This is a genomic window from Sinomicrobium oceani (assembly GCF_900119185.1).
In the GTDB taxonomy this organism is placed as follows: Bacteria; Bacteroidota; Bacteroidia; order Flavobacteriales; family Flavobacteriaceae; genus Sinomicrobium; species Sinomicrobium oceani.
Window position 1 is genome coordinate 1 of record NZ_FPJE01000018.1, and the last position, 18,800, is coordinate 18,800.

An 18,800-nucleotide genomic window follows, 5' to 3' on the forward strand; every position below is an offset into this window, starting at 1 on the left:
CGCGAGCTGGCAACGTAATTGGGAAGAACTTTCACAGTATTTTGAGTACACCGAACCGATTCGCAAGATCATTTACACCACCAATGCCGTAGAGGGCTTCCACCGCCAGGTGCGTAAGGTGACCAAGACCAAAGGAGCCTTTACCAACGATATGGCCTTGCTAAAGCTGGTGTACCTGGCCACCAAAAATATCGAGAAGAAATGGACCAGCCCCTTGCAAAATTGGAGTTTGACCATCCAGCAATTATACATTAAATTTGGGAACCGGATTCCCTTGGATTTAGCGGCCTCCCCTTCGGGGGGTACCCCCCGAAGGGGAGAACAATCAGACAGAGTTTAATTTACAGACCCGAACAATCAGACAGAGTTTAATTTACAGACCCACTCTGCCTCGTGTAATTCCTGATGCCCTTTATCCTGAACCGAAATTTTGCCTCCGATACTACATTGGCAAGTAGAATTTTCCGTTAAGATTTTACAGCCGTTAATCTCGTCTTTTTCCGTGGTTTTATCCCATTTTACCACAGAGGGGCTGCACTTGCTTCTTGTAACAGTACAAGCACCAAAATTAGGGATATTGGTTTCTGCCTGCTTATCTTCTTCTGTGGCAATAAGTTTGCCTTCTGCCATACAAAAATCCTGACTGGTTACCTTCAGTTGAGAAGGTTTAGCGCCTTTGTTACATAGTAATATCGCTTTTTCTGTGAGTTTTTGCGGCATTAAATGGAGTTATTGTTTATTGTTTTTAATACTATCCAAATACCTATTTAAAAGTGGCTTTCCATATTCTCCTTCAGTAATTACATCTTCAAACAATATTTTACCACTATTTCCTTCAAGCAAGTATTCTTTAAATTCATAAAATTTATCCGTCTTTAAAACCACTTCATAAAGTGGCCGACTTAAATGTTCTTTTTCTTCATATCTACTAATATTGATCACATTTGAAGGATTTTCCAAATCAACTTTATATTCATTTTTGAATTTATTGATTAAATCTTTTACTGAGAATTTATAGGGCTTATCCTCATCTTTTTCTTCGATTAAATCACCGCTTTTATCATAAAATTTCCATTTTCCATAGTGCACTGAATAAAAATCTTGCCCCTTAATTTTCAATCTTTTATTAGGGTGGAAAGTTTTTACTATTGAATATGGAGTCCCTGTCCTTTTAGTTTTTTCTACAAATCCTTTCCCTCCACTTTGGGTAACGACCTGTACTTTATCTCCATCAGGTGAAATATAATTCCCTGGAGATGATATTTCAGGGTCTGTCTTCCAATCTTTGTATTTGCTCATATCAAAGTATTCCATAGTATCTTTCTTTTGTGTTGCAATATCATTCTTTCTGGTTTGGGATCTACAACTAATACTCATACAAAACAAAAACGTAATAAGGATGATATTTTTCATGTTATTATGTGTTAAAGTCCTCTACGCATAATTACCCACTGCCAATTCCAAGTGGTTTTTCTGGGGCGCGCATAACTTATAATATTGTCTGTTGTATATTTATCATAAATATACTTTATATCACTTTCTGGTATTGGGGTCTTGTCCCTATGCGTATGGTATAAACCAATACCATGTACTCCTTCATGTGCAAGAGTGGTATCACTTCTTGCCGGCAGCATAATGGCATTCTTAACATTTATGTCCTCTACTGCCCCCGCTACACCAGAATAATTTGGATCAATGCCTAAGAAAAACAAAGGAAAATAGCCTCCCTCCTTATACGTTGTATTATCAGAAGCATTCATAAAGAGATTTTTTATAGCACGAAACATTGCTTTATTCAAACTTCCGGTAGTCATATCCACAAATTTCAATTTGCCATTATTATCGACATGGGCTCCTCCCACTTGAAAGTCAGCCTCTGAAGTCAAATCTAATTTTAAAGGACTTCCCGAATCATCCTTTTCTACTAAAGTAGGAATAATTAATGCTTGATGTAAAATATTATAAATATTATTTACTTCCGTAGAGCTATGTGTACCGCTTTTAAAAGATTGCCCATCTGCATCCGTATCGACATCTACCAATACAAATTTAAGTTCTTTCCGTACAGTTGCATCATTCCGCAATACTCTTATCTTCCCTGCCAATTTTCGTTCCAATAACTGCTCTGCCTCGCTTTTAGCTGTACTATCTTTTGGATAAGCATAGATTTCTATCTCGGTATCAGAAGTGATGTCCTTATTACAAGTGATTTTCACAGTAGTATCGGCAGAATTGACTAGACCGCTTGTCTTTGTTTTATCCGACAATTCCGGTTTGTCTATGGTAAATACTTTATCATCATAATCAAACGCCAGTTTGTCTATTTCTTCCTCTATTTCCACCAACACCCGTAGTTCGGCTTCATAAGAAGGTTTTACAGCTCCGGAAGGAAGGGTAAGTCCATCTACATAATCTTTGGGGAAGATCGTGAGATAGGGCACAAAATATTCATTGGATGGTGCAGGAGAGGGAGGTGTTGCTCCCGCTGGCAAAGGCTTTCTATTAATTGGTATTTGGGTATATTCTGTTTTTAATCTGTTATAAGCCTCGGTTTTAGTTAAATCTGTTGTACCATCTTTATAGCCACTTTCTATAATGGTTTCATAATCTGTCTCTTGTGTTAGACCATTGTCTTTTGCTCGCAGCCAGTCGAATCCAAACTCCCCGTTATAGCCATTTTGTTGGGTTCTAAACACTACGATAGCCAATGCAATTTCCTCTGCAGGAGCAACATCATATTTGTCTGCTACATTGCTGTGTTTATTCCCCTGTTCTCCTTTAACTTCAGCTATACCTTTCGAGTTAATCGTAGCGGTTTCCTCTGAATGCAGGAACAGTTTCTTTTTCCCCGCGGCATAAAGTTCAGGACTTTCTATTTTTATCTCTTCCTTGCTATTTATTAATGTCTTGCCTCCAAACAGGCTCATTACTCCACTAACCATTTGTTTCAAATAAGGCGTAAAAACAAAGAACTTGCTCATCACATTCATCACTATGTTATTGGAGACGTTCATTTCCAAATTGTTATACGCATTGAGTTCTATGTCAGTGGCATTTAGTCTTAACCTGTTGGGTGCATTTACTTCAATATTTCCATTCCCATCCATAAACCATTTGGCACCATAGGCATCCTCAACAAGCATACTCCCGTCCTGGTCATTCATCACCACCTTGTTACCCCTGCGGCTCTGTATGGCTTTCAGGTGATTCGTAGGGCTGTGATAACCGCTTTTTGCCCCGTTGTGAAACAATGTTCCTGTGACGTATGGTAACTCCGCATTGCCACTGATAAAGTCTACAATAACCATTTCCCCGATCTCCGGGATAAAATGAAAACCTTTGTTGTTTCCTGCATTTGCAGCAGCTAAAGGTATCCAGTCCGTAGTCTGGGCATTTTCCTTTTGCCATGCCATTTGTACCTGTACCCGCCCCAAACCTCTGGGATCATTGTTGTCTTTAACTTCTGCGGGCTGGCTTTCGCATTTGGGATAGCTATCCGGCACTGCATACGGCGGTATCTGTACAGATGCGGGGACAGCCTTAAAGGTGTTATTATAATCTCCCGTATCGGTGCACTGGTGGGTAGATGTTATAACCTTGTAATGGCCATGAAGACGGGCATCATCATCCAGTATTTTGACAATAACCCCGGGACGTATGGCTGGATTTTCACTTTTACCGTGTAAAAAGACCATATTGGCAGCTTTCTTATGAAGGTCTAATTGTGCCAGATCATCCATATCCACTTTTCCCATGCCTTCACTGACGAGGTGGTTACGTTGTACCATTGTCTCTTTGGAATACACCTGCCCGGAGGATTTCATAAGCTCGGAAGCCATGCCATTGACCCTGTTCTCATAGTCCCTGCTATGGCTTTGATAAGGCTGTCCTTCGGAAAGATCATTCCCGTGATATTTAAATCTCGTGGGTTGCAGGTTCATAGCAAAGTCAAACTCGGAGAGGTTATAGCCATAATGCAATTCTATTTCTTCTCCGGCATTTTCCTGTCCTATGATAAGCTGTGTTCCATTATAATAAAACCATTCTCCCTGTCGTGCACAAATACGTTTCACGAAGTCATAATCACTTTCGTTGTATTGTACAACATAAGGGTAAACGGGAAGTTTTAGCGGTTTATTGGTTATTTGTAAAAGCTGCTGGTCATATAACCGGGTAGTATCATGGACAATGTCCACAAGATCTTTTTTCAGGTAAGAAGCCGATTCCGGACCATTATCCATTAATATGGTAGGACTGTAGGCCTTGAATTCGATACGTTTACCATCCTTTTCTTCGGAACTACAAGTTTTGATCTGGGTCACCACTCCCTTAAAATAACCGGTATGGGTAGAAAACATACGGTCTATGCCCCGCATGGTTACCAGTATATTCTCACCTATAAGGTTTTGGTAATTACCTTTTAGGCCAATGTCTTGCAGGTAGATCTCATCTTCCCGGCAACTAATGGTAAGTTCGTGATGGTTGTTGGTATCCTGAATTAAGGAAAAACCATAAAAAGTAACCAACTTTAGTTCCCCGATCTTAACTGTGACCTCCGTTTGTAATGCCATAACAACACGTAATTTATCCTAACTATAATACTTCTCTACACCATCAAATGGCCGTTTAGTTAGCTTAGGGGGGAAAGCCAGGGCAGACCGTAAATATACGAAAAATCCTCTGTTTTTATGTTTCCCAAAATGTTCCTCCCTGAGTTTTTCTTACACTACTACATTTGCATGGGCCATTTCTTGGTATAAGGAGTATTCCCTATGTGTATTTCCTTTGCAGAAATCGTGATCTCCGTACTCATAGGTTCGTCTCCTACAGCCCTGAATTTTTCTTTATACCGGATGCAATAGCCTTTTTTAAAACTTACAGACTTCATCCGGCTCATACCGTCCCGCTTGTAAAAAATGAGTTTTCCATCCTTCACCTGGGTAGCGCTGACTACCCAATCGGAAAAGTGATCCTTCATATCCGTTTCTACCACAAGACGTATTTCACCTCCCTTTGCATTGGTAGCAGGTTTCCCGTTGTGGTCTATTCCTTTTTCTATCCGTATATCATACTCCAAAATGTTATATGATATATCATCGATCTCAAATTTAGCAAGGAAGCTCATTGGCTATTGGTATATATTAGGTTATATAAATACATCATTGCCTGAAACTCATGGCGTTTCAAAGCATAAAATCCTGTCCCTCGGGATCTCAGGGACATTTTTGTATAGTTGGCTTAATTGTATGCTTGGGGGGGTAGGGTAAATAAAGGGGATGGTGCAAAACCCTCCCCTTTTGGTAATATCTGATTTGATCGCTTATTACAATAAATAAGGGAACGGGATTATACCCATTCGTTGATATGTTCTCCGTCTCCGCTCTTAATGATACGGCAGGAGATCGTAAAGGTCTCTGTTAAAGGGTTTCTTCCGGAAGCTTCAAAGTTTTCTTTATACTTCACCAAATATCCTTCGGTAAAGTGTACTTCACGAAGTTTGGCATCGGTATCTCGCTTGAGATAAGTGATTACACCGTTCTTGCGTTCGAAATTATTGGTCATCCACTCAAAAAAGAAAGAGTCTCCGGTGGATTCAACGGTCAGGTAGATTCGTCCGCCACGGGTAACCGAAGAAGGTCTTCCTGTGGCATCTACTTCTTGTGCCAGGTCATAATTGGCGTTGAGAATATTCACTTTCTTGCCGCCAACAGATAATGTTGCTTTAAATGACATAATACGTAAAATTTAAAAATTAAGGTTAACAAATAAAAAATACCAAATCAAATATTGAGTTATATATAGCGCGCAAGATATTAAATCTGAATGTTTTACGCAAAAAAAAATATTATTAAAGACGTATTATACTTCTCTTTTTGCGATTATAAATTCCCGTGAAAAGGCCATGAAAAGTCTCATTTTGTAAGAAAAAAAGAGCTGTCTTTTTATAAGCAATAATTGAATTTACTCTATTTACCAGATGAATTATTCTTTATGCATAAAAGGATGTAATTTCTCGGCATGCATATATTCATGAACGCCATCTAAAGCAGATATGTCCCCTTTTGGGTAAGCCCCACTGGCGCTCGTTTGAGCAAAGCGGAAACGAGTGCCTATCGTTCAGGGCGTTTGTAACGCCAGGGAAAGGACTTGTTAAGACGGCAGGAAGAAAGCGCGAAGCATGGGGCAGGAAGCACGAAGCGTGAAGGATGGAGTGGGAAGTAGGGAGCATAAAGCAGGAAGTGAGGGTATTGGGGATTACACGTTAGCTTAGAATGGCTGCTACCGATAACGACACTACAGTTTAATTAAAACATTTTTAATCTGGTTTCCAACAAGTTGAAATACTTCTCTTTCATTTCCTCTGAAAGGAAAGAGATCTCTATCAATTCCTTCCATTTTAGTGCTGCTTCTTGCACTTGTCCGAGGATCGTTGCTATTATTTTTTCGTTCAACTGCAATCGCTCCTTCGCATAGTAGTCTGTAAAGTCAGAAGCTTTCAGATTACTTTTCTTTCCTTTCAGGGTCAGTGCAATTTCCTCTTCGGGATTTTTTATGGCAATCGAAGAGTTCAATAGATCGTAGGTTGGCGTTAAGGTTGTTTTACCGTTTTTGGTGATCAGGGAAAAGTTCTTTAAATGCATGTCCTCATTCCCGGTCACATAACAGAAAATGACCCGTTTGAAAAAATCCGCCTTTTCAATTGCTGGAAACGAGCAATATTCTTCGATCACCGGAACCAGTTTTTCCATGGTAAAACGGTATTTCGTATCCCTTGTATTTCCGGTCAATTGCGCAAAATCTTCCGTGGCATATTTTTTCCCCTTGCCGTAGCGGTCAAAACGCTTTACAAAATACGACAGACTGCCATCCTTGGCATATAGCATCCCATGAAAGGGTACATCCAGGCCAAATATCTTGGCCATGCGCATGGTCAAATCTTCATTTTCCGGCAACTGGGGAAATAGATCGTTTTGTGGCTTTATGATATAGGTTCCAAATTGGTCCACAATTTTAAACTCCTGATGGACCACGGAAACCGTTGCACTCAATTTAGGCTGTACCCCCTGTATGGATAACTTCTTTGCCCTGTTTACCGCCTCTTGTCTCAATTCAGTGGCAGTATAGGGCAAGTCATTTAAATGGTCTAACCTTGGCGAAATCATTTTAAGTCCTCTTTCACTATATTTTGCTGTACCGCATAATTCGTATGTGATGGGACATCTATTCATCTTCCATTGGTTTAACTGTTACCGCACCTACCAGATCAGTTCCTGTTGCCACCAATTGGGAGAAATAATCCTTCTGGTCAATTTTGGCAATCCTCAGCAATCCCTCCAACATAATACCTTCTGGCAATACACCTTCAAAAAAGGGAGGGAATGAAGTATAACTGTATTTTTTCTGACCAACGGGCATGGTCAATGAGATGGCTTCTCCCTCGTAGTGATCATCATATTCAAAATGATATTCGTTAGGGGAAACCTCTGTCAGCACGCCTGCCCTTTTTCCGTGAACATATACAACTGCTTTCCTCATACTATTTGGTCAATGGACTTTTAAATTCCACTTTAATGTTCAAAACTCGGAGCACCGATAGAAGATTATTCCAGCGAACAGTTTCCTTATTTTTTTCAATATCAAAAACGGTGGTTTTCCCGACTCCGGCCAGATTGGCCAATTCGAGTTGTGTAAGCCCTGCTTTTTTTCGATGATCTTTCACCATAGGCCCTAATTCGAAATCATCCATAATTTACTGTTTAGGCAGTAAAAATACGCAATTTAATAATGCGAATGTATATAAAATTTAAAAACAATACTTTTTTACTGTTATAGCGGTAAAATGAAAGATGAAAGAGCGGAAGAACGAGTGATAAATAATTTCAACCTTGTAATTACCGGTATAGCGGTAGAATGTCATTTTCAGTACAGTATGGATGATTTCCTTTTGACCACCCTTATTGGTCTATCAACAGCATACCCCTCCCCCGCATGATTGTACCTTAAATCCGTAGGTTCATGTTAAAAACAACCGCAAAGATTTGATAACAAATACTTTGCGGTTTTGGTGTTTTCACCTAAATTGGTGATGCTCAAATACACCAATATGAAAGTAATAAAATCTAAAAATATTCCCGCATTTGGAGGGATAAATTTTGTGATTGAAGAATTTGATAGGCAAGGTTTAGGCCAATTGCTCAACGAATAGCTCCCAAACCTTGGTTCCCAAAGTTGTTATGATTGGCGTGATATTTTATATAGTTATTGGTCTGTTTTCTTTTGTGGTGGGGATTGCGCCGAAGATTTGTCCGGAAATTTTAAACCAAGCCTGTCCCAATCCCCGTTTTTAAAAGTTCCTAGTCCGGACAGGGTTCTGGGCAGGTTAAAGGAACTGGCACTGCCAGGAACCCTTTTTTCTACACCAAGAGGACAATTTCAACATCACTTTGCGATCAATGAAAAACTGTCGGATTTAAACCTTTCGGTATTAGATAGGTTATTTAGCTTGTCCAAAAACAAAGTTGATCTGGACTATGACAACACGGTTTGTTTTACCAAAAAACAGGATGCAGAATGTACCTACCACAAAAAACTTGGTTACATACCCGGAGTTGGGCTTGTTGGCTCAAAAATAGTCTATGTGGAAAATCGAAATGGGAGGAGCAACGCCGCCATATTGCAAGAAGAAACCCTTGAGCGTATGTTTGGGCACCTTGGAAGCAAGGGCATCAAAGTAAACAGGTTTAGGGCAGACAGCGCTTCTTACACTTTCAAGATCATCAAGGTCATTGAAAAACATACGGACAAATTTTACATCAAGGCCAGGATGTCCGCAGGCTTGGCCAGTACTATAGCTTCGATAAAACAATGGAAACAAATTGATAAAGAAAAGGAGGACACTTTCAGGGGAGAAACATTTTATGTCCCTTTTGAACGGGCGGCAAGGGATACCAAATCAAAGGGAGAACTAAAGGCCTACAGGTTTATCGTCACCAAGGAAAAAAGAAGGGACGGGCAGATCAATGCTTTTACGGGGGAAGCCTGTAATTATTCGGTGATCATTACCAACGATGAAGAAAGCCAAGTGGACGATACCGTGTATTACTATAATCAACGGGGAAGCATAGAAAAAGAGTTCGATGTACTGAAAAATGATTTTGGATGGGGGAAATTACCGTTCTCTGTACTGGAACAAAATCTTGTTTACTTACAAATAACAGCCATCTGTCGTAACCTGTACCATTATATTATCCAGGCATTTTCCAAAAAGGTTAAGGGACTCTTGCCTTCCTTTAGAATTAAAAAGTTTATCTTCAGGTTTATTGCCGTACCAGCTAAATGGGTGTACCGTTCAAGGCAATGGCACTTAAAAATATATGGGGATATAGCTTTGAAAATATAGGAGATCTGTAGCAGTCGCTCCTTGAAAACATTGGTCTTTGCCTTAAAAGGATGGTTTCTTCAAGGGAAAAAATATGCCCTGTGGCCAAGCAGTTTTGTTTCCATAAAGGAACTTCCCATTCTTTTTTACCTACCTTAAGCCATCCCAAAGGGCTTCTTTTCATTTTTATCCGGAGTTGCGGATTTAAGGTACAATCGTGCGGTAGCGTAATTATTTTTACTGCAACACAGGGACTTCCATATAAAAGGCAGTCATGCCAATATAGTTGGTGGTAGCATTCAGTTTTTTGGTCAGTATCTTTTCTATGGTGGTCACCGGGGCATCCGGGACGTTAAAGGAACAAATACATCTTACGCGTTTGCCATTGTAGTTAAAGATAAGGCCTTCGGTGGGCGTGTCGGGGTATTGTTGGGCAAGGGCGATTTGTATAGCTTGGAGGGTTTGATTGAGTTCTTTTGTGTGAATATTATCTTCCTCATCCCGGTCATAAGTAGCATCTGCCTGACCTATGGACTTACTGCCTGGCTTTAATATACGGGCAGAAGTCATTTTTACAGCTTTTTTTTCCGGTGTACGTACCTTGATTTGATGGTATCTTTTGAGTGCACAATCATACTCAGATATAGCATATACCAGGATGATATCAAAATTTTTATCCATAAACAGGTATTTCCAAAAAGGCACCTCTCTAAATACAATATTGGCAACATTATTAGTAAGCTCTTCACCATCACCGGTATTAAATGGAAGATTTTTTAGTTTTCCATCGCTCCTATCCGGCCCGTAGGAATACAACTGATATTCTACATAACTTCTTTTTAAGGTATCATCCTCCACATCTACAGTATCGATCTTTATATTATAGCCGTATTTTTCTATAAATTGTGTTTTCCCTTCACGTTCATTGTGAATATCTTCCAGGATTTCCGCCATTTCCTTTTTATTGCGAGGCCATACTTCTCCATATTCGTCATGGCTGTCCGTGATATCCAGTATAATATCATCCTCGACAAAAGAAGACTTATAATCCTCTAAATAGTTTTGTAAATCCGTGTACCGGTAATACTGGTATCCTAAAAAGAATAGTATTAGCACGGTTAAAATTACCAGGCCTGTTTTAATACCCTTTATATTCTTCATTAAACAACTCTTTATACACTTGTTTAAATGCTGTCTTATCCTCGATTTTTATTATGATTGTTGGTTTGTCTTGCTTTCCATAGAATTCAAACCAATTATATCTTGAATTATCCCTTTTTTCATCATATTTAATATGGTGTATGGTATTACTGTAGCCCTGATGGAAGCGAGCCCCGGATGGTATACATTATTTTACTGCAACACAGGGACTTCCATATAAAAGGCCGTCATGCCTATATAGTTGGCGGTAGCATTTAGTTTTTCGGTGAGTATCTTTTCTATAGTGGTCACCGGGGCATCCGGGACGTTAAAGGAACAAATACATCTTACGCGTTTGCCATTGTAGTTAAAAATAAGGCCTTCGGTGGGCGTGTCGGGATATTGTTCCGTTAGATTTTCCCGGATGGTTTTGAGGGTTTGGTTAAACGTTTTGGTATATGAGTTTTCCTTATCTTCTTCATATTTTTTAATATAGGTAATATCCAAAGGACCATTTCTTTTCTGAACAGGTTTTATGATATAGGCATCTTGCATTCTTCCTGATTTCGATTGGGGAGCTCCACTATTTACCTGGCTGTATTTTTTATTCTCGCAATTATAATACGGAGAAGCATACACAAGAACGACATCGAAGTTTTTATCCATAAAAAGATACTCCCAAAAAGTGATTTCTTTTATGGGAATTCCCCAGGGAGTATACTCCATTGGAAGATTGTTGAAAGGAAGGTTTTTTAGCTGGTCGTCTTTTTTATCTGGTCCGTAAGAATACAGTTTGTATGCTATATACTTTACTTTCAAGGTATCCGTGTCGATCATTACGGTATCTATATGGATGTTGTAACCGTATTTCTCTATATATAGCCGGTCTGTCTGGCCATTCAAAAATTTTATCCTGTCCAAAACCGAGTCCAGATCCTTTTTATTCTTGGGCCACAACTCCCCATAATGATCGAATGAAGAGGTAAGGGCTGTACTTACAGATAATTCATTACCGGAATTTTTAAACTGCTTTATGAATTCCCGGAAAGAAGTAAACTGATAATATTGATATCCTATATAGGATAACAGGGTTATGACCAATAAGGATAATATAACTTTAATGATCTTCATTACAAACTTGTTTAGTCTCTATACTCATCACCCATTATCTCCTTATAAACTTGCTTAAAAGCCTCGCGGTCCATCTGTATATATATCATAGGCTGGTTTATGCCAATCGTGGGGCCCGTAAACTTGAATACGTTATATTTTGAATGTCCTTTCCTGATTTCGGCAGATTCTATGTGGCTAAGCGTATTTGGAGCATCTACTCTTGGGTCCAGCGGGTCGAAACTCACATTTGCAGTAAAAACAATGCCTTCATACTCCAATTTTAGAATCGCTCCATGGATAGCACCTTCTTTGATACCGAAGGCACGCCCTGTCCCATAGTATTGTCCACTTCCCCTGACGCTCAAATCAATAGGCTCGAAATTATTGTTTACGCTGTCTACTCTATTTTTTATGGCATCAAATATTTTTTCCAGCAATTTCTTCAAATCTTCATTCCGGGCACTATAAAACGAATCTTTATCTATATCCGGAGCCCCTATGTATTTACGGTACAACCTGCTTAGGCCATTCGACGCACTGTTTTGATAGTCTTTCCATACGTCACCCTCATTTGGCCCTACGTAATCAAAACCATCGGGTGTATTTTCTTCTGAAGTAACATCTTCTTTCCAAACGTATCGGCCGGTTTTTTTCTCCTTAGTCCAGTCAAACGGTTCTTCTCCCCTGGTATTTTTAAAGGGCATATCAATTAGTGAATCTTCACCGGGAATATCAGGACTTCGTTTAATGTGAAAATGAAGATCTATATCCATACCTGTCGTCCGATGAATCTCTAACCAGCTTTCAATGTCCTTTATGGAGTGTACGGTAAACTCCATAATTTTTTAGATTTACACGGGGTAGTATCAACTCATAAATATAAAGATTTTTCTGATATACGGTAAGAATTCCCGGGACATTGCTCCTGCTACCGCCGGTTTGCAACTGGTAGCGGGCATGCGTACGTAATGCGTCTTAGCACAAAAAGCTATGATTGCATAGTGTTGTTTTTATATTTTTAGGAAAGGGAGTGCCAATGTATGCCTACTATTTTATGCCGAACCATGTGCATTTTATATTGCGATCGGCCGGCGAAGATCCTTCAGGTGTTTTGGTCGATTTCAGGAAATACACCTCAACCTGTCTTATTTTGCACCCGGCAAGGCGGCGACCGGTTTTCCCTGTAACCTGTCATTGACCAACCTACTGATAAAAGCTGTAAAAGGTTTGAGATCCTGTTCCACGCTTGCCTTTTCCAATGCCTGCATATATTCGTCCCGGCTTTCCACTGGTATCACCGTCCACGGGTATCCTCCGGAAGCCAACATGACATTCATCAGAAAACGCCCCATACGTCCGTTGCCATCCATATAGGGATGGATGAACACAAATATAAAATGGCCCAATACAGCACGAACGGATGCTTCGGGCTCCTCTTCGAGGAGTTCGAATAATACGGGCATGGTATCTCGCATGGCATCTACATGCAACGGAACGTGTTTGGAATTGCCGATATACACCTGATGATTACGGTAGCCCGACAAATCGGAAGTCTTCAGCAAGCCTGCGGTCACACTCGGGTCAAACAACTGCCTGTACCATTTGGAATGGTCTTTATCGGCCTGTACGGCCGGGTTGCCCCCTTCCAATATAGCTTTAATACTTTCCTTTACCGATTGAAAGGCCTGGTAATATCCCCTGGCGGCCATGGCATCACGTTGTTTACGGTCTTCTTCACTTTCTTCGGTGTTCCACCGGCCGGAACTTACTTTTGCAATCAACTCTGGTGTTACACGATAGCGTTCAATAGACAGCGAATGATAGGCATCCGCCAGGTAAATGTCATCTACATCTTTCATAAATGCTTCATGGTCGGCTTGTATCCCGGGAGCCTTGGGAAAATTCGAAATGACCTCTTCACGCATCCGTGTCCACATCAAACGGATGCGATTGGCGTATGGCGAGTGTTCCCTCGCGGGCAACTTCAGTTCCAGCCTGGTGTCAAAAGGATCTTCTTCCCGGATATCATAATCTGCTTGCTTAAAAGTATCCATAATCTGATCGGCTATCTTATCCCTGCCCATATTGCGGAATGCTCCGGCCAATCTTCCGGCCAGCGTGGTATGGCCGTTTTCCAACAGTACGGGTAAGAGTTCCGATGCATTGCGTATCAGGGATAATGCAGTCCGGGTATCTATGGCATTTCGGGTATATACCGAGGCGCCGGCATAGATCAGGGAGGCTTGTAAGTTATACATACGGATACCTTTTTCTATGACTATTTGCTCTGCTGTCGGAATCCTGGTCTTGAGATTGAACAGGGAGGTATTGTATGGCAATGGGGTTGGCTTATTGTTACCGTCTGGTGACCGGACAAGTAATTGCTGTGGCACCGTCCAGTTCCCGGCATGGAGTAACAAGGACTGATCTGCCGAAAGGCACCAATGATCGCCATATTTACGCTGAAGGAAACGAGCGATAAACTCCCAATACGAACTATACCATGCGGTAGTCTCACCGTCTATCTCATTGGGATCAGTAGCTATGTACCACCCTTTGGTCACTTCACGTATAAAACCGTTCTTCACCAATAATTGACGGTGCTTGGAATTGGGTATATCCTCGGTATGGATACCTACTGTCCCCCGATCCTGTAAGCTTTTTAGAAAGGTAAGTGCTTCTACAAATCGTTCTCTCGGTGTTGCCATGATATTATATGCTCTATAGTTATACTTTGCTGTTCTAACGGATTATTCTTAGTTTTTGATTCCGTGGAAATATTAGCAAACATAAATGTACTAAATTTAGTAAACACACACGTTCTGTTTTTAGCAAATAATAACAACGCGCTCTGTTACTGCCAGTTTTCAACTGGTAGCGGGTATGCGTACGTAATGCGCCTCAGCACAAAAAGCTATGCTTTAATAGTATAGTTTTTGTATGTTCAGGACATGAGCAGAAACTACAAATTTTATAACAGGTGCCGGCACCGGTTTTGTGACCGGGCCAACGGAATGGAAATATAGCAGCGCGAGAAATTTTGCCGGGGATTATACCGTTTTGGAAATAGACAATATGGGTTTTTTGGGTTCGTTAGTTGCTGGCCTACTGTTGTGGCCACCAGTTGCAAACCGGCGGTAGCGAGAGGAGATGCTGTGGTTGCTGAGCATGCTAAGTAAAGGCATCCAATAGGTAGATGGCAGGGACCACTGAAATGTATTCCTTAAAAAATGCCATGGAAACCGGTATTGCATCGGGCAAGAAAAATATCCCCGGAGCAACCGTTGATGATCTGACCCCATAAAGGGCTATAAAAGACCCGACTGCAAAAGAATGTAACCATAATTCACACCACCCCTATAAAAACAATCGTTTTTCATGGAAAGTAATCGTTTTTCATACTATATTTGTCATTGAATTTCATGATGAACAATTATGAGTAATTATTTTTCACGAAAAGTAACCGTTTTTCATGGTCGTACCCTACCGGAAGAAGGCTTTTTGGCAGGCTATTCCTTGTTGATTTCAGAAATAGAAAACAAGCTAAAAATAATGGTCCCCCTGCCTGATATTTTAGCCATTGTAACAGAAAAACACCAACGGTATAATACAGACCAATGGCAGGTATTTACTATTAGATATAAACCCAAAGCTGATCTCAAAAGTCATTTGGTCTTTGCTTTGAAATATGAGCCTTTGGACCTTTACATATTAAAAAAATTCTTCGAGTCGACTGGCGATGGGATCATACTGAAAATGTTGGAAGAAGAGCCGACCGGACAATATACCAGAAGAGCTTGGTTTTTATATGAATGGTTGATGGGAAAAACACTTGACTTCCCTGACCTGAAAAAAGGCACTTATGTAGAAGTTGTTGATGCTTCGTTACAATTTACCGGCCAACCTCAAAATTCTACCCGGCACAGGGTGAGAAATAACTTGCCCGGGGTTCCCGGTTTCTGTCCTATGATACGAAAGACAAAAAACCTGGAACGGTATATTGCAAAAGATTTGTCCGGTACTATTGAAAAAGGACTGGGAAAAAGGGACAAAGACCTGATAAGGAGAACCGCAGCTTTTTTATTGCTGAAAGATTCCAAAGCATCCTTCGCCATCGAAGGGGAATACCCTCCAAATATGCGGGCAAGGAATTGGGGAAAAGCCATAGGCCAATCTGGAAAAGCACTTCTTACCATTGAAGAAATTGAACGGTTGCAGCATATTGTAATTGGAAATAAAAAGCTAAAGTATATGGGCATACGGAAAGGGGAAGGCTTTATTGGCGAACACGATAGAGAAACATTTACCCCCATGCCCGACCACATATCGGCCAGGGCCAAGGATCTGCCCCTACTGATGAAAGGTTTATTGGAAACAAATGCCTTGCTGCAACACGTTCATTACAATCCTGTATTGGCCGCAGCAACCATAGCTTTTGGTTTCGTTTTTGTCCATCCCCTATCCGATGGTAATGGAAGGATTCACAGGTATATTATACATCATTTGCTCACCCGGATGGGATACACCAAGAGAGGAATGATTTTTCCTGTATCTTCTGCTATTTTGGAAAGGATAGACGAATATCAGGACGTTTTGGAGCATTTTTCTTCTCCAAGGGTAGATTTAATTCAATGGGAAGAGACATCGGATCACAATGTTAAAATCCTTAATGAAACCATTGACCTATACCGGTATTTTGATCTAACCAGGCAAGCAGAGTTTTTATACGCATGCGTGGAAGAAACCATTGAAAGAATCATACCGGAAGAATTAGACTACCTTGAAAAATATGACCGACTGACCCGATTTATCAATGTCCACGTAACCTTACCTGATACAAAAGTGGATTTATTGATCAAATTTCTTGACCAGAACAATGGAAAATTGTCAAAGAAAAAAAGGGACAAAGAATTTGAGGAATTAACAAATAAAGAAGTACAGGAAATAGAAAGTGCATTCCAAAGCATTTTTATTGAGTAATAGTTCTTTAAATAAATTTGAAAACCGACACCCCGGGAGGGACCGAAACCAAAAGGTGAACGTGCTCCCCGCTACTGCCAGTTTTCAACTGGTAGCGGGTATGCGTACGTAATGCTCCTTAGCACAAAAAGCTATGCTTTAATAGGATAGTTTTTGTATTATTAGGACATGAGCAGAAACTACAACCCTGCCTGTCGGGCAGGCAAGGTTTTGAACAGAGCCGGTGCCTACTGTTTTATACCGGGTCATGTAAGTCTGCATGTCAGCCCACCTGATGCAAAACCTGTGTTGAAGGCAGTTTTTATTTTTCTGTCCAATATTTTTCTTTTAAATGTTCTGTTTTTTGAATGTCACAACCTAATACAAATACTCTGTAAACAGGTCTGTCTATTCCGTAATAAGGTATTTTGTCGTTAAAAAAATCTGTTTTCATTTTCTGCAATTCGCTTTTCAAATCATTGATTATATTATAGTCTGTCGAAAAACCAATGCAATGTGTCTTTGCCCATTTATCTAAATTAATTTGATTAAAAGCGTATGCTACGATTTCAACTTCAGTCTGGAAGTATTTCAAATTGTTTTTTTGTCCACGCTCTGTATAATACCAGATATAAAATCCATCTGATTTGTCTATTCCAAAACCTTCTTCAATACTATTTTCGTTTATTGAATAACTGTTAAAATTGAAACAATTTTCTTCCATCCAATTTTCAAGTTCGATTTCTGTCTTTGGTAAATAGTTGTTATCCATTTGTCAGTTTTTTGTAGGTAAATGTATAGCCTTCCCCCGCTGGTGTCCGATTGTATCGCGTTCTCTCTTCCCGCTCTCCGAAATGTCATAGGTTATGCGAATGTCCCCTGACTTCACAGCCCAGACGTTTGAGCTTTCTTGGTTAGTACAACATTCCGAAAACCCAAAGTGGAATATGGAGTGCGGGAAAGTCCACATCGTCAACAACGACAAAGGCATGCTCCATCCCTTCAATCTGCTTGCGACCTTTCTGCTTTCCGCCAATTTCAAATACATAGGTATCGTTTATGGTAAAGTCGCCTTGTTTGGGGAGAGATATTTTATGGTGTACTGCCATTTGCGATGCAAAAAAAGTTTCACGCAGATTCCCTTTATCAGTAGCATTGGGAGCCAATGCAAAGGCCAGATTGGAATTGTTCAAAAAGATCTTTTCCGGTTTTTGCAAGGTACTTACACTTATTCCTGCCGGGTAAACCAGTCGTATGAGCTGGGCTTCTTCCAAAAAATGCAGGTATTCGTTTATGGTGTTTCGGTGTATGTGACTTTTTCTGGCCAGTTCCGAAATATTGGGTTTGAACGGAACATTGGCAGAAAGAATGTATAAAAGCTGTAACAGTTTCTGAGCGTTCTTGATATCAAACCCCGATAGCTGTGCCATATCATACTCCACGATAATACGGATGACCTGTTGCAGTCGTGTAGCAAAACCTTCTTCATCTTCCAGTGAAAACGGATAGTACCCTTGCTGCAGGTATTCCGCAAAATATTCTAATGGTCGGAATTTTTCTGGAAATTTATCTTGCCATACCTGTGTACCGCTGATTATTTCGCCGAAAGACAGCACAGGCAGTTCTGATCTGTATTTGAAGTTCATATATTCCCTGTAAGACATTCCGTAAAGTGTGTACATCAATGCCCGGCGGCTTAAATCTACCTCTTCTTTTGCTATATCTATAATGGATGAACCCGTAAATATGATTTGCAGATCATCGTATTCGTCATAAAGGTTTTTAATGTGCTGCGACCAGGCAGGGTACTTGTGTACTTCATCCAGAAACAAAATTCTCCCGCCCCTGTTGTAAAAAAGCCGGGCAGTATCTGCCAAACCCGAATCGGTAAAATACAAATCGTCTAAGGTCCAGTAGGTCGCCTGGTGCGGTGGAAGACTCAGTGCTTTTAACCGTTGCAACAACAAAGTGGTTTTACCTGTTCCCCTGGCACCTTTAATTCCTATTAATCTATTATTCCACACTATCTTATCAAACAGATAACGCACACTGTCTGTCTTTACTCCGCGGACTAACCTTACTGATTTATTTAATAATGCTTCCATAAAACGACCATATAAAAGTGCAAATTAAGTTATTTTTTGCACTTTTAAAAATGCACTATGACTCATTAATGCATATTTTATTGTGCAATTATTCTTAAACAATA

17 protein-coding genes and 1 pseudogene are annotated in these 18,800 nt (G+C 40.3%); 4 read left to right on the plus strand and 14 right to left on the minus strand.

Translation table 11 applies throughout. From position 1 onward, the window contains the following. Positions 1–340: transposase (locus BT112_RS15345; RefSeq protein WP_139276250.1), on the plus strand; the 340-nt coding region annotated here is incomplete at its 5' end. Between the two features lie 17 nt (positions 341–357). Here the strand turns inward: BT112_RS15345 and BT112_RS15350 are convergent. From BT112_RS15350 to BT112_RS15385, 8 genes are all read right to left on the minus strand, one after another. Beyond that, positions 358–720 (minus strand): DUF4280 domain-containing protein, encoded by a 363-nt coding sequence (locus BT112_RS15350; protein ID WP_072318272.1) that lies wholly within the window; start codon positions 718–720, stop codon positions 358–360. Between the two features lie 9 nt (positions 721–729). Next, positions 730–1,413: a hypothetical protein gene (locus tag BT112_RS15355; RefSeq protein ID WP_139276252.1), complete on the minus strand. Its 684-nt coding sequence runs from the start codon at positions 1,411–1,413 to the stop codon at positions 730–732. Positions 1,414–1,424: 11 nt separating this feature from the next. Next, entirely contained in the window at positions 1,425–4,571 is a 3,147-nt protein-coding gene (locus tag BT112_RS15360) for a type VI secretion system Vgr family protein (protein WP_072318274.1), read from the minus strand. A 158-nt stretch (positions 4,572–4,729) separates the two neighbouring features. Continuing rightward, entirely contained in the window at positions 4,730–5,125 is a 396-nt protein-coding gene (gene tssD, locus BT112_RS15365) for a type VI secretion system tube protein TssD (protein WP_072318275.1), read from the minus strand. A gap of 221 nt (positions 5,126–5,346) precedes the next feature. Next, positions 5,347–5,733 carry a type VI secretion system tube protein TssD gene (tssD, locus tag BT112_RS15370; protein ID WP_072318276.1) on the minus strand — a complete coding sequence of 129 codons (387 nt, stop codon included), beginning with the start codon at positions 5,731–5,733 and terminating at the stop codon, positions 5,347–5,349. Between the two features lie 572 nt (positions 5,734–6,305). After that, entirely contained in the window at positions 6,306–7,229 is a 924-nt protein-coding gene (locus BT112_RS15375; protein ID WP_072318277.1) for a HipA domain-containing protein, read from the minus strand. Further along, positions 7,222–7,536, minus strand: coding sequence for a HipA N-terminal domain-containing protein (locus BT112_RS15380; RefSeq protein ID WP_072318278.1), 315 nt, complete (start codon positions 7,534–7,536; stop codon positions 7,222–7,224). The genes BT112_RS15375 and BT112_RS15380 overlap by 8 nt, the downstream gene beginning before the upstream one ends. A 1-nt stretch (position 7,537) precedes the next feature. Further along, on the minus strand, positions 7,538–7,747 hold the full coding sequence (locus BT112_RS15385; RefSeq protein WP_072318279.1) for a helix-turn-helix domain-containing protein: 210 nt from the start codon (positions 7,745–7,747) through the stop codon (positions 7,538–7,540). A 498-nt stretch (positions 7,748–8,245) separates the two neighbouring features. Between BT112_RS15385 and BT112_RS15390 the strand changes: the two are divergent. Continuing rightward, positions 8,246–9,400 (plus strand): annotated as a pseudogene (locus tag BT112_RS15390) (IS1380 family transposase); the annotation flags it as partial. A 216-nt stretch (positions 9,401–9,616) separates the two neighbouring features. Here BT112_RS15390 and BT112_RS15395 read toward each other — a convergent pair. The 4 genes from BT112_RS15395 to BT112_RS15410 all read right to left on the minus strand — a co-directional run bounded on the left by BT112_RS15395 (position 9,617) and on the right by BT112_RS15410 (position 14,340). Beyond that, positions 9,617–10,540, minus strand: a complete 924-nt coding sequence (locus BT112_RS15395; protein WP_072318281.1) for a hypothetical protein — start codon at positions 10,538–10,540, stop codon at positions 9,617–9,619. Between the two features lie 192 nt (positions 10,541–10,732). Next, entirely contained in the window at positions 10,733–11,650 is a 918-nt protein-coding gene (locus BT112_RS15400; protein WP_072318282.1) for a hypothetical protein, read from the minus strand. An 11-nt stretch (positions 11,651–11,661) separates the two neighbouring features. Then, positions 11,662–12,471 carry a hypothetical protein gene (locus tag BT112_RS15405; RefSeq protein ID WP_072318283.1) on the minus strand — a complete coding sequence of 270 codons (810 nt, stop codon included), beginning with the start codon at positions 12,469–12,471 and terminating at the stop codon, positions 11,662–11,664. 306 nt (positions 12,472–12,777) lie between these two features. Then, positions 12,778–14,340 (minus strand): Fic family protein, encoded by a 1,563-nt coding sequence (locus BT112_RS15410; RefSeq protein WP_072318284.1) that lies wholly within the window; start codon positions 14,338–14,340, stop codon positions 12,778–12,780. 506 nt (positions 14,341–14,846) lie between these two features. Here BT112_RS15410 and BT112_RS22240 point away from each other — a divergent pair. Next, positions 14,847–14,936: a YegP family protein gene (locus BT112_RS22240; protein ID WP_394333368.1), complete on the plus strand. Its 90-nt coding sequence runs from the start codon at positions 14,847–14,849 to the stop codon at positions 14,934–14,936. Between the two features lie 131 nt (positions 14,937–15,067). Continuing rightward, on the plus strand, positions 15,068–16,612 hold the full coding sequence (locus BT112_RS15420) for a Fic family protein (protein ID WP_072318286.1): 1,545 nt from the start codon (positions 15,068–15,070) through the stop codon (positions 16,610–16,612). Positions 16,613–16,913: 301 nt separating this feature from the next. Here the strand turns inward: BT112_RS15420 and BT112_RS15425 are convergent, their stop codons facing one another. Together BT112_RS15425 and BT112_RS15430 are read right to left on the minus strand one after the other, a co-directional pair. Beyond that, positions 16,914–17,363 (minus strand): hypothetical protein, encoded by a 450-nt coding sequence (locus BT112_RS15425; RefSeq protein ID WP_083564955.1) that lies wholly within the window; start codon positions 17,361–17,363, stop codon positions 16,914–16,916. A gap of 142 nt (positions 17,364–17,505) precedes the next feature. Next, complete coding sequence (locus BT112_RS15430; protein WP_072318287.1) at positions 17,506–18,696, minus strand: ATP-binding protein; 1,191 nt, start codon at positions 18,694–18,696, stop codon at positions 17,506–17,508. Positions 18,697–18,800: the final 104 nt, after the last annotated feature.

Coding starts and splice junctions, on each gene's coding strand:
- BT112_RS15350 (WP_072318272.1), bottom strand. CDS start 720: ATGCCGCAAAAACTCACAGAAAAAGCGATATTACTATGTAACAAAGGC.
- BT112_RS15355 (WP_139276252.1), bottom strand. CDS start 1,413: ATGAAAAATATCATCCTTATTACGTTTTTGTTTTGTATGAGTATTAGT.
- BT112_RS15360 (WP_072318274.1), bottom strand. CDS start 4,571: ATGGCATTACAAACGGAGGTCACAGTTAAGATCGGGGAACTAAAGTTG.
- tssD (WP_072318275.1), bottom strand. CDS start 5,125: ATGAGCTTCCTTGCTAAATTTGAGATCGATGATATATCATATAACATT.
- tssD (WP_072318276.1), bottom strand. CDS start 5,733: ATGTCATTTAAAGCAACATTATCTGTTGGCGGCAAGAAAGTGAATATT.
- BT112_RS15375 (WP_072318277.1), bottom strand. CDS start 7,229: ATGAATAGATGTCCCATCACATACGAATTATGCGGTACAGCAAAATAT.
- BT112_RS15380 (WP_072318278.1), bottom strand. CDS start 7,536: ATGAGGAAAGCAGTTGTATATGTTCACGGAAAAAGGGCAGGCGTGCTG.
- BT112_RS15385 (WP_072318279.1), bottom strand. CDS start 7,747: ATGGATGATTTCGAATTAGGGCCTATGGTGAAAGATCATCGAAAAAAA.
- BT112_RS15395 (WP_072318281.1), bottom strand. CDS start 10,540: ATGAAGAATATAAAGGGTATTAAAACAGGCCTGGTAATTTTAACCGTG.
- BT112_RS15400 (WP_072318282.1), bottom strand. CDS start 11,650: ATGAAGATCATTAAAGTTATATTATCCTTATTGGTCATAACCCTGTTA.
- BT112_RS15405 (WP_072318283.1), bottom strand. CDS start 12,471: ATGGAGTTTACCGTACACTCCATAAAGGACATTGAAAGCTGGTTAGAG.
- BT112_RS15410 (WP_072318284.1), bottom strand. CDS start 14,340: ATGGCAACACCGAGAGAACGATTTGTAGAAGCACTTACCTTTCTAAAA.
- BT112_RS22240 (WP_394333368.1), top strand. CDS start 14,847: ATGTATTCCTTAAAAAATGCCATGGAAACCGGTATTGCATCGGGCAAG.
- BT112_RS15420 (WP_072318286.1), top strand. CDS start 15,068: ATGAGTAATTATTTTTCACGAAAAGTAACCGTTTTTCATGGTCGTACC.
- BT112_RS15425 (WP_083564955.1), bottom strand. CDS start 17,363: ATGGATAACAACTATTTACCAAAGACAGAAATCGAACTTGAAAATTGG.
- BT112_RS15430 (WP_072318287.1), bottom strand. CDS start 18,696: ATGGAAGCATTATTAAATAAATCAGTAAGGTTAGTCCGCGGAGTAAAG.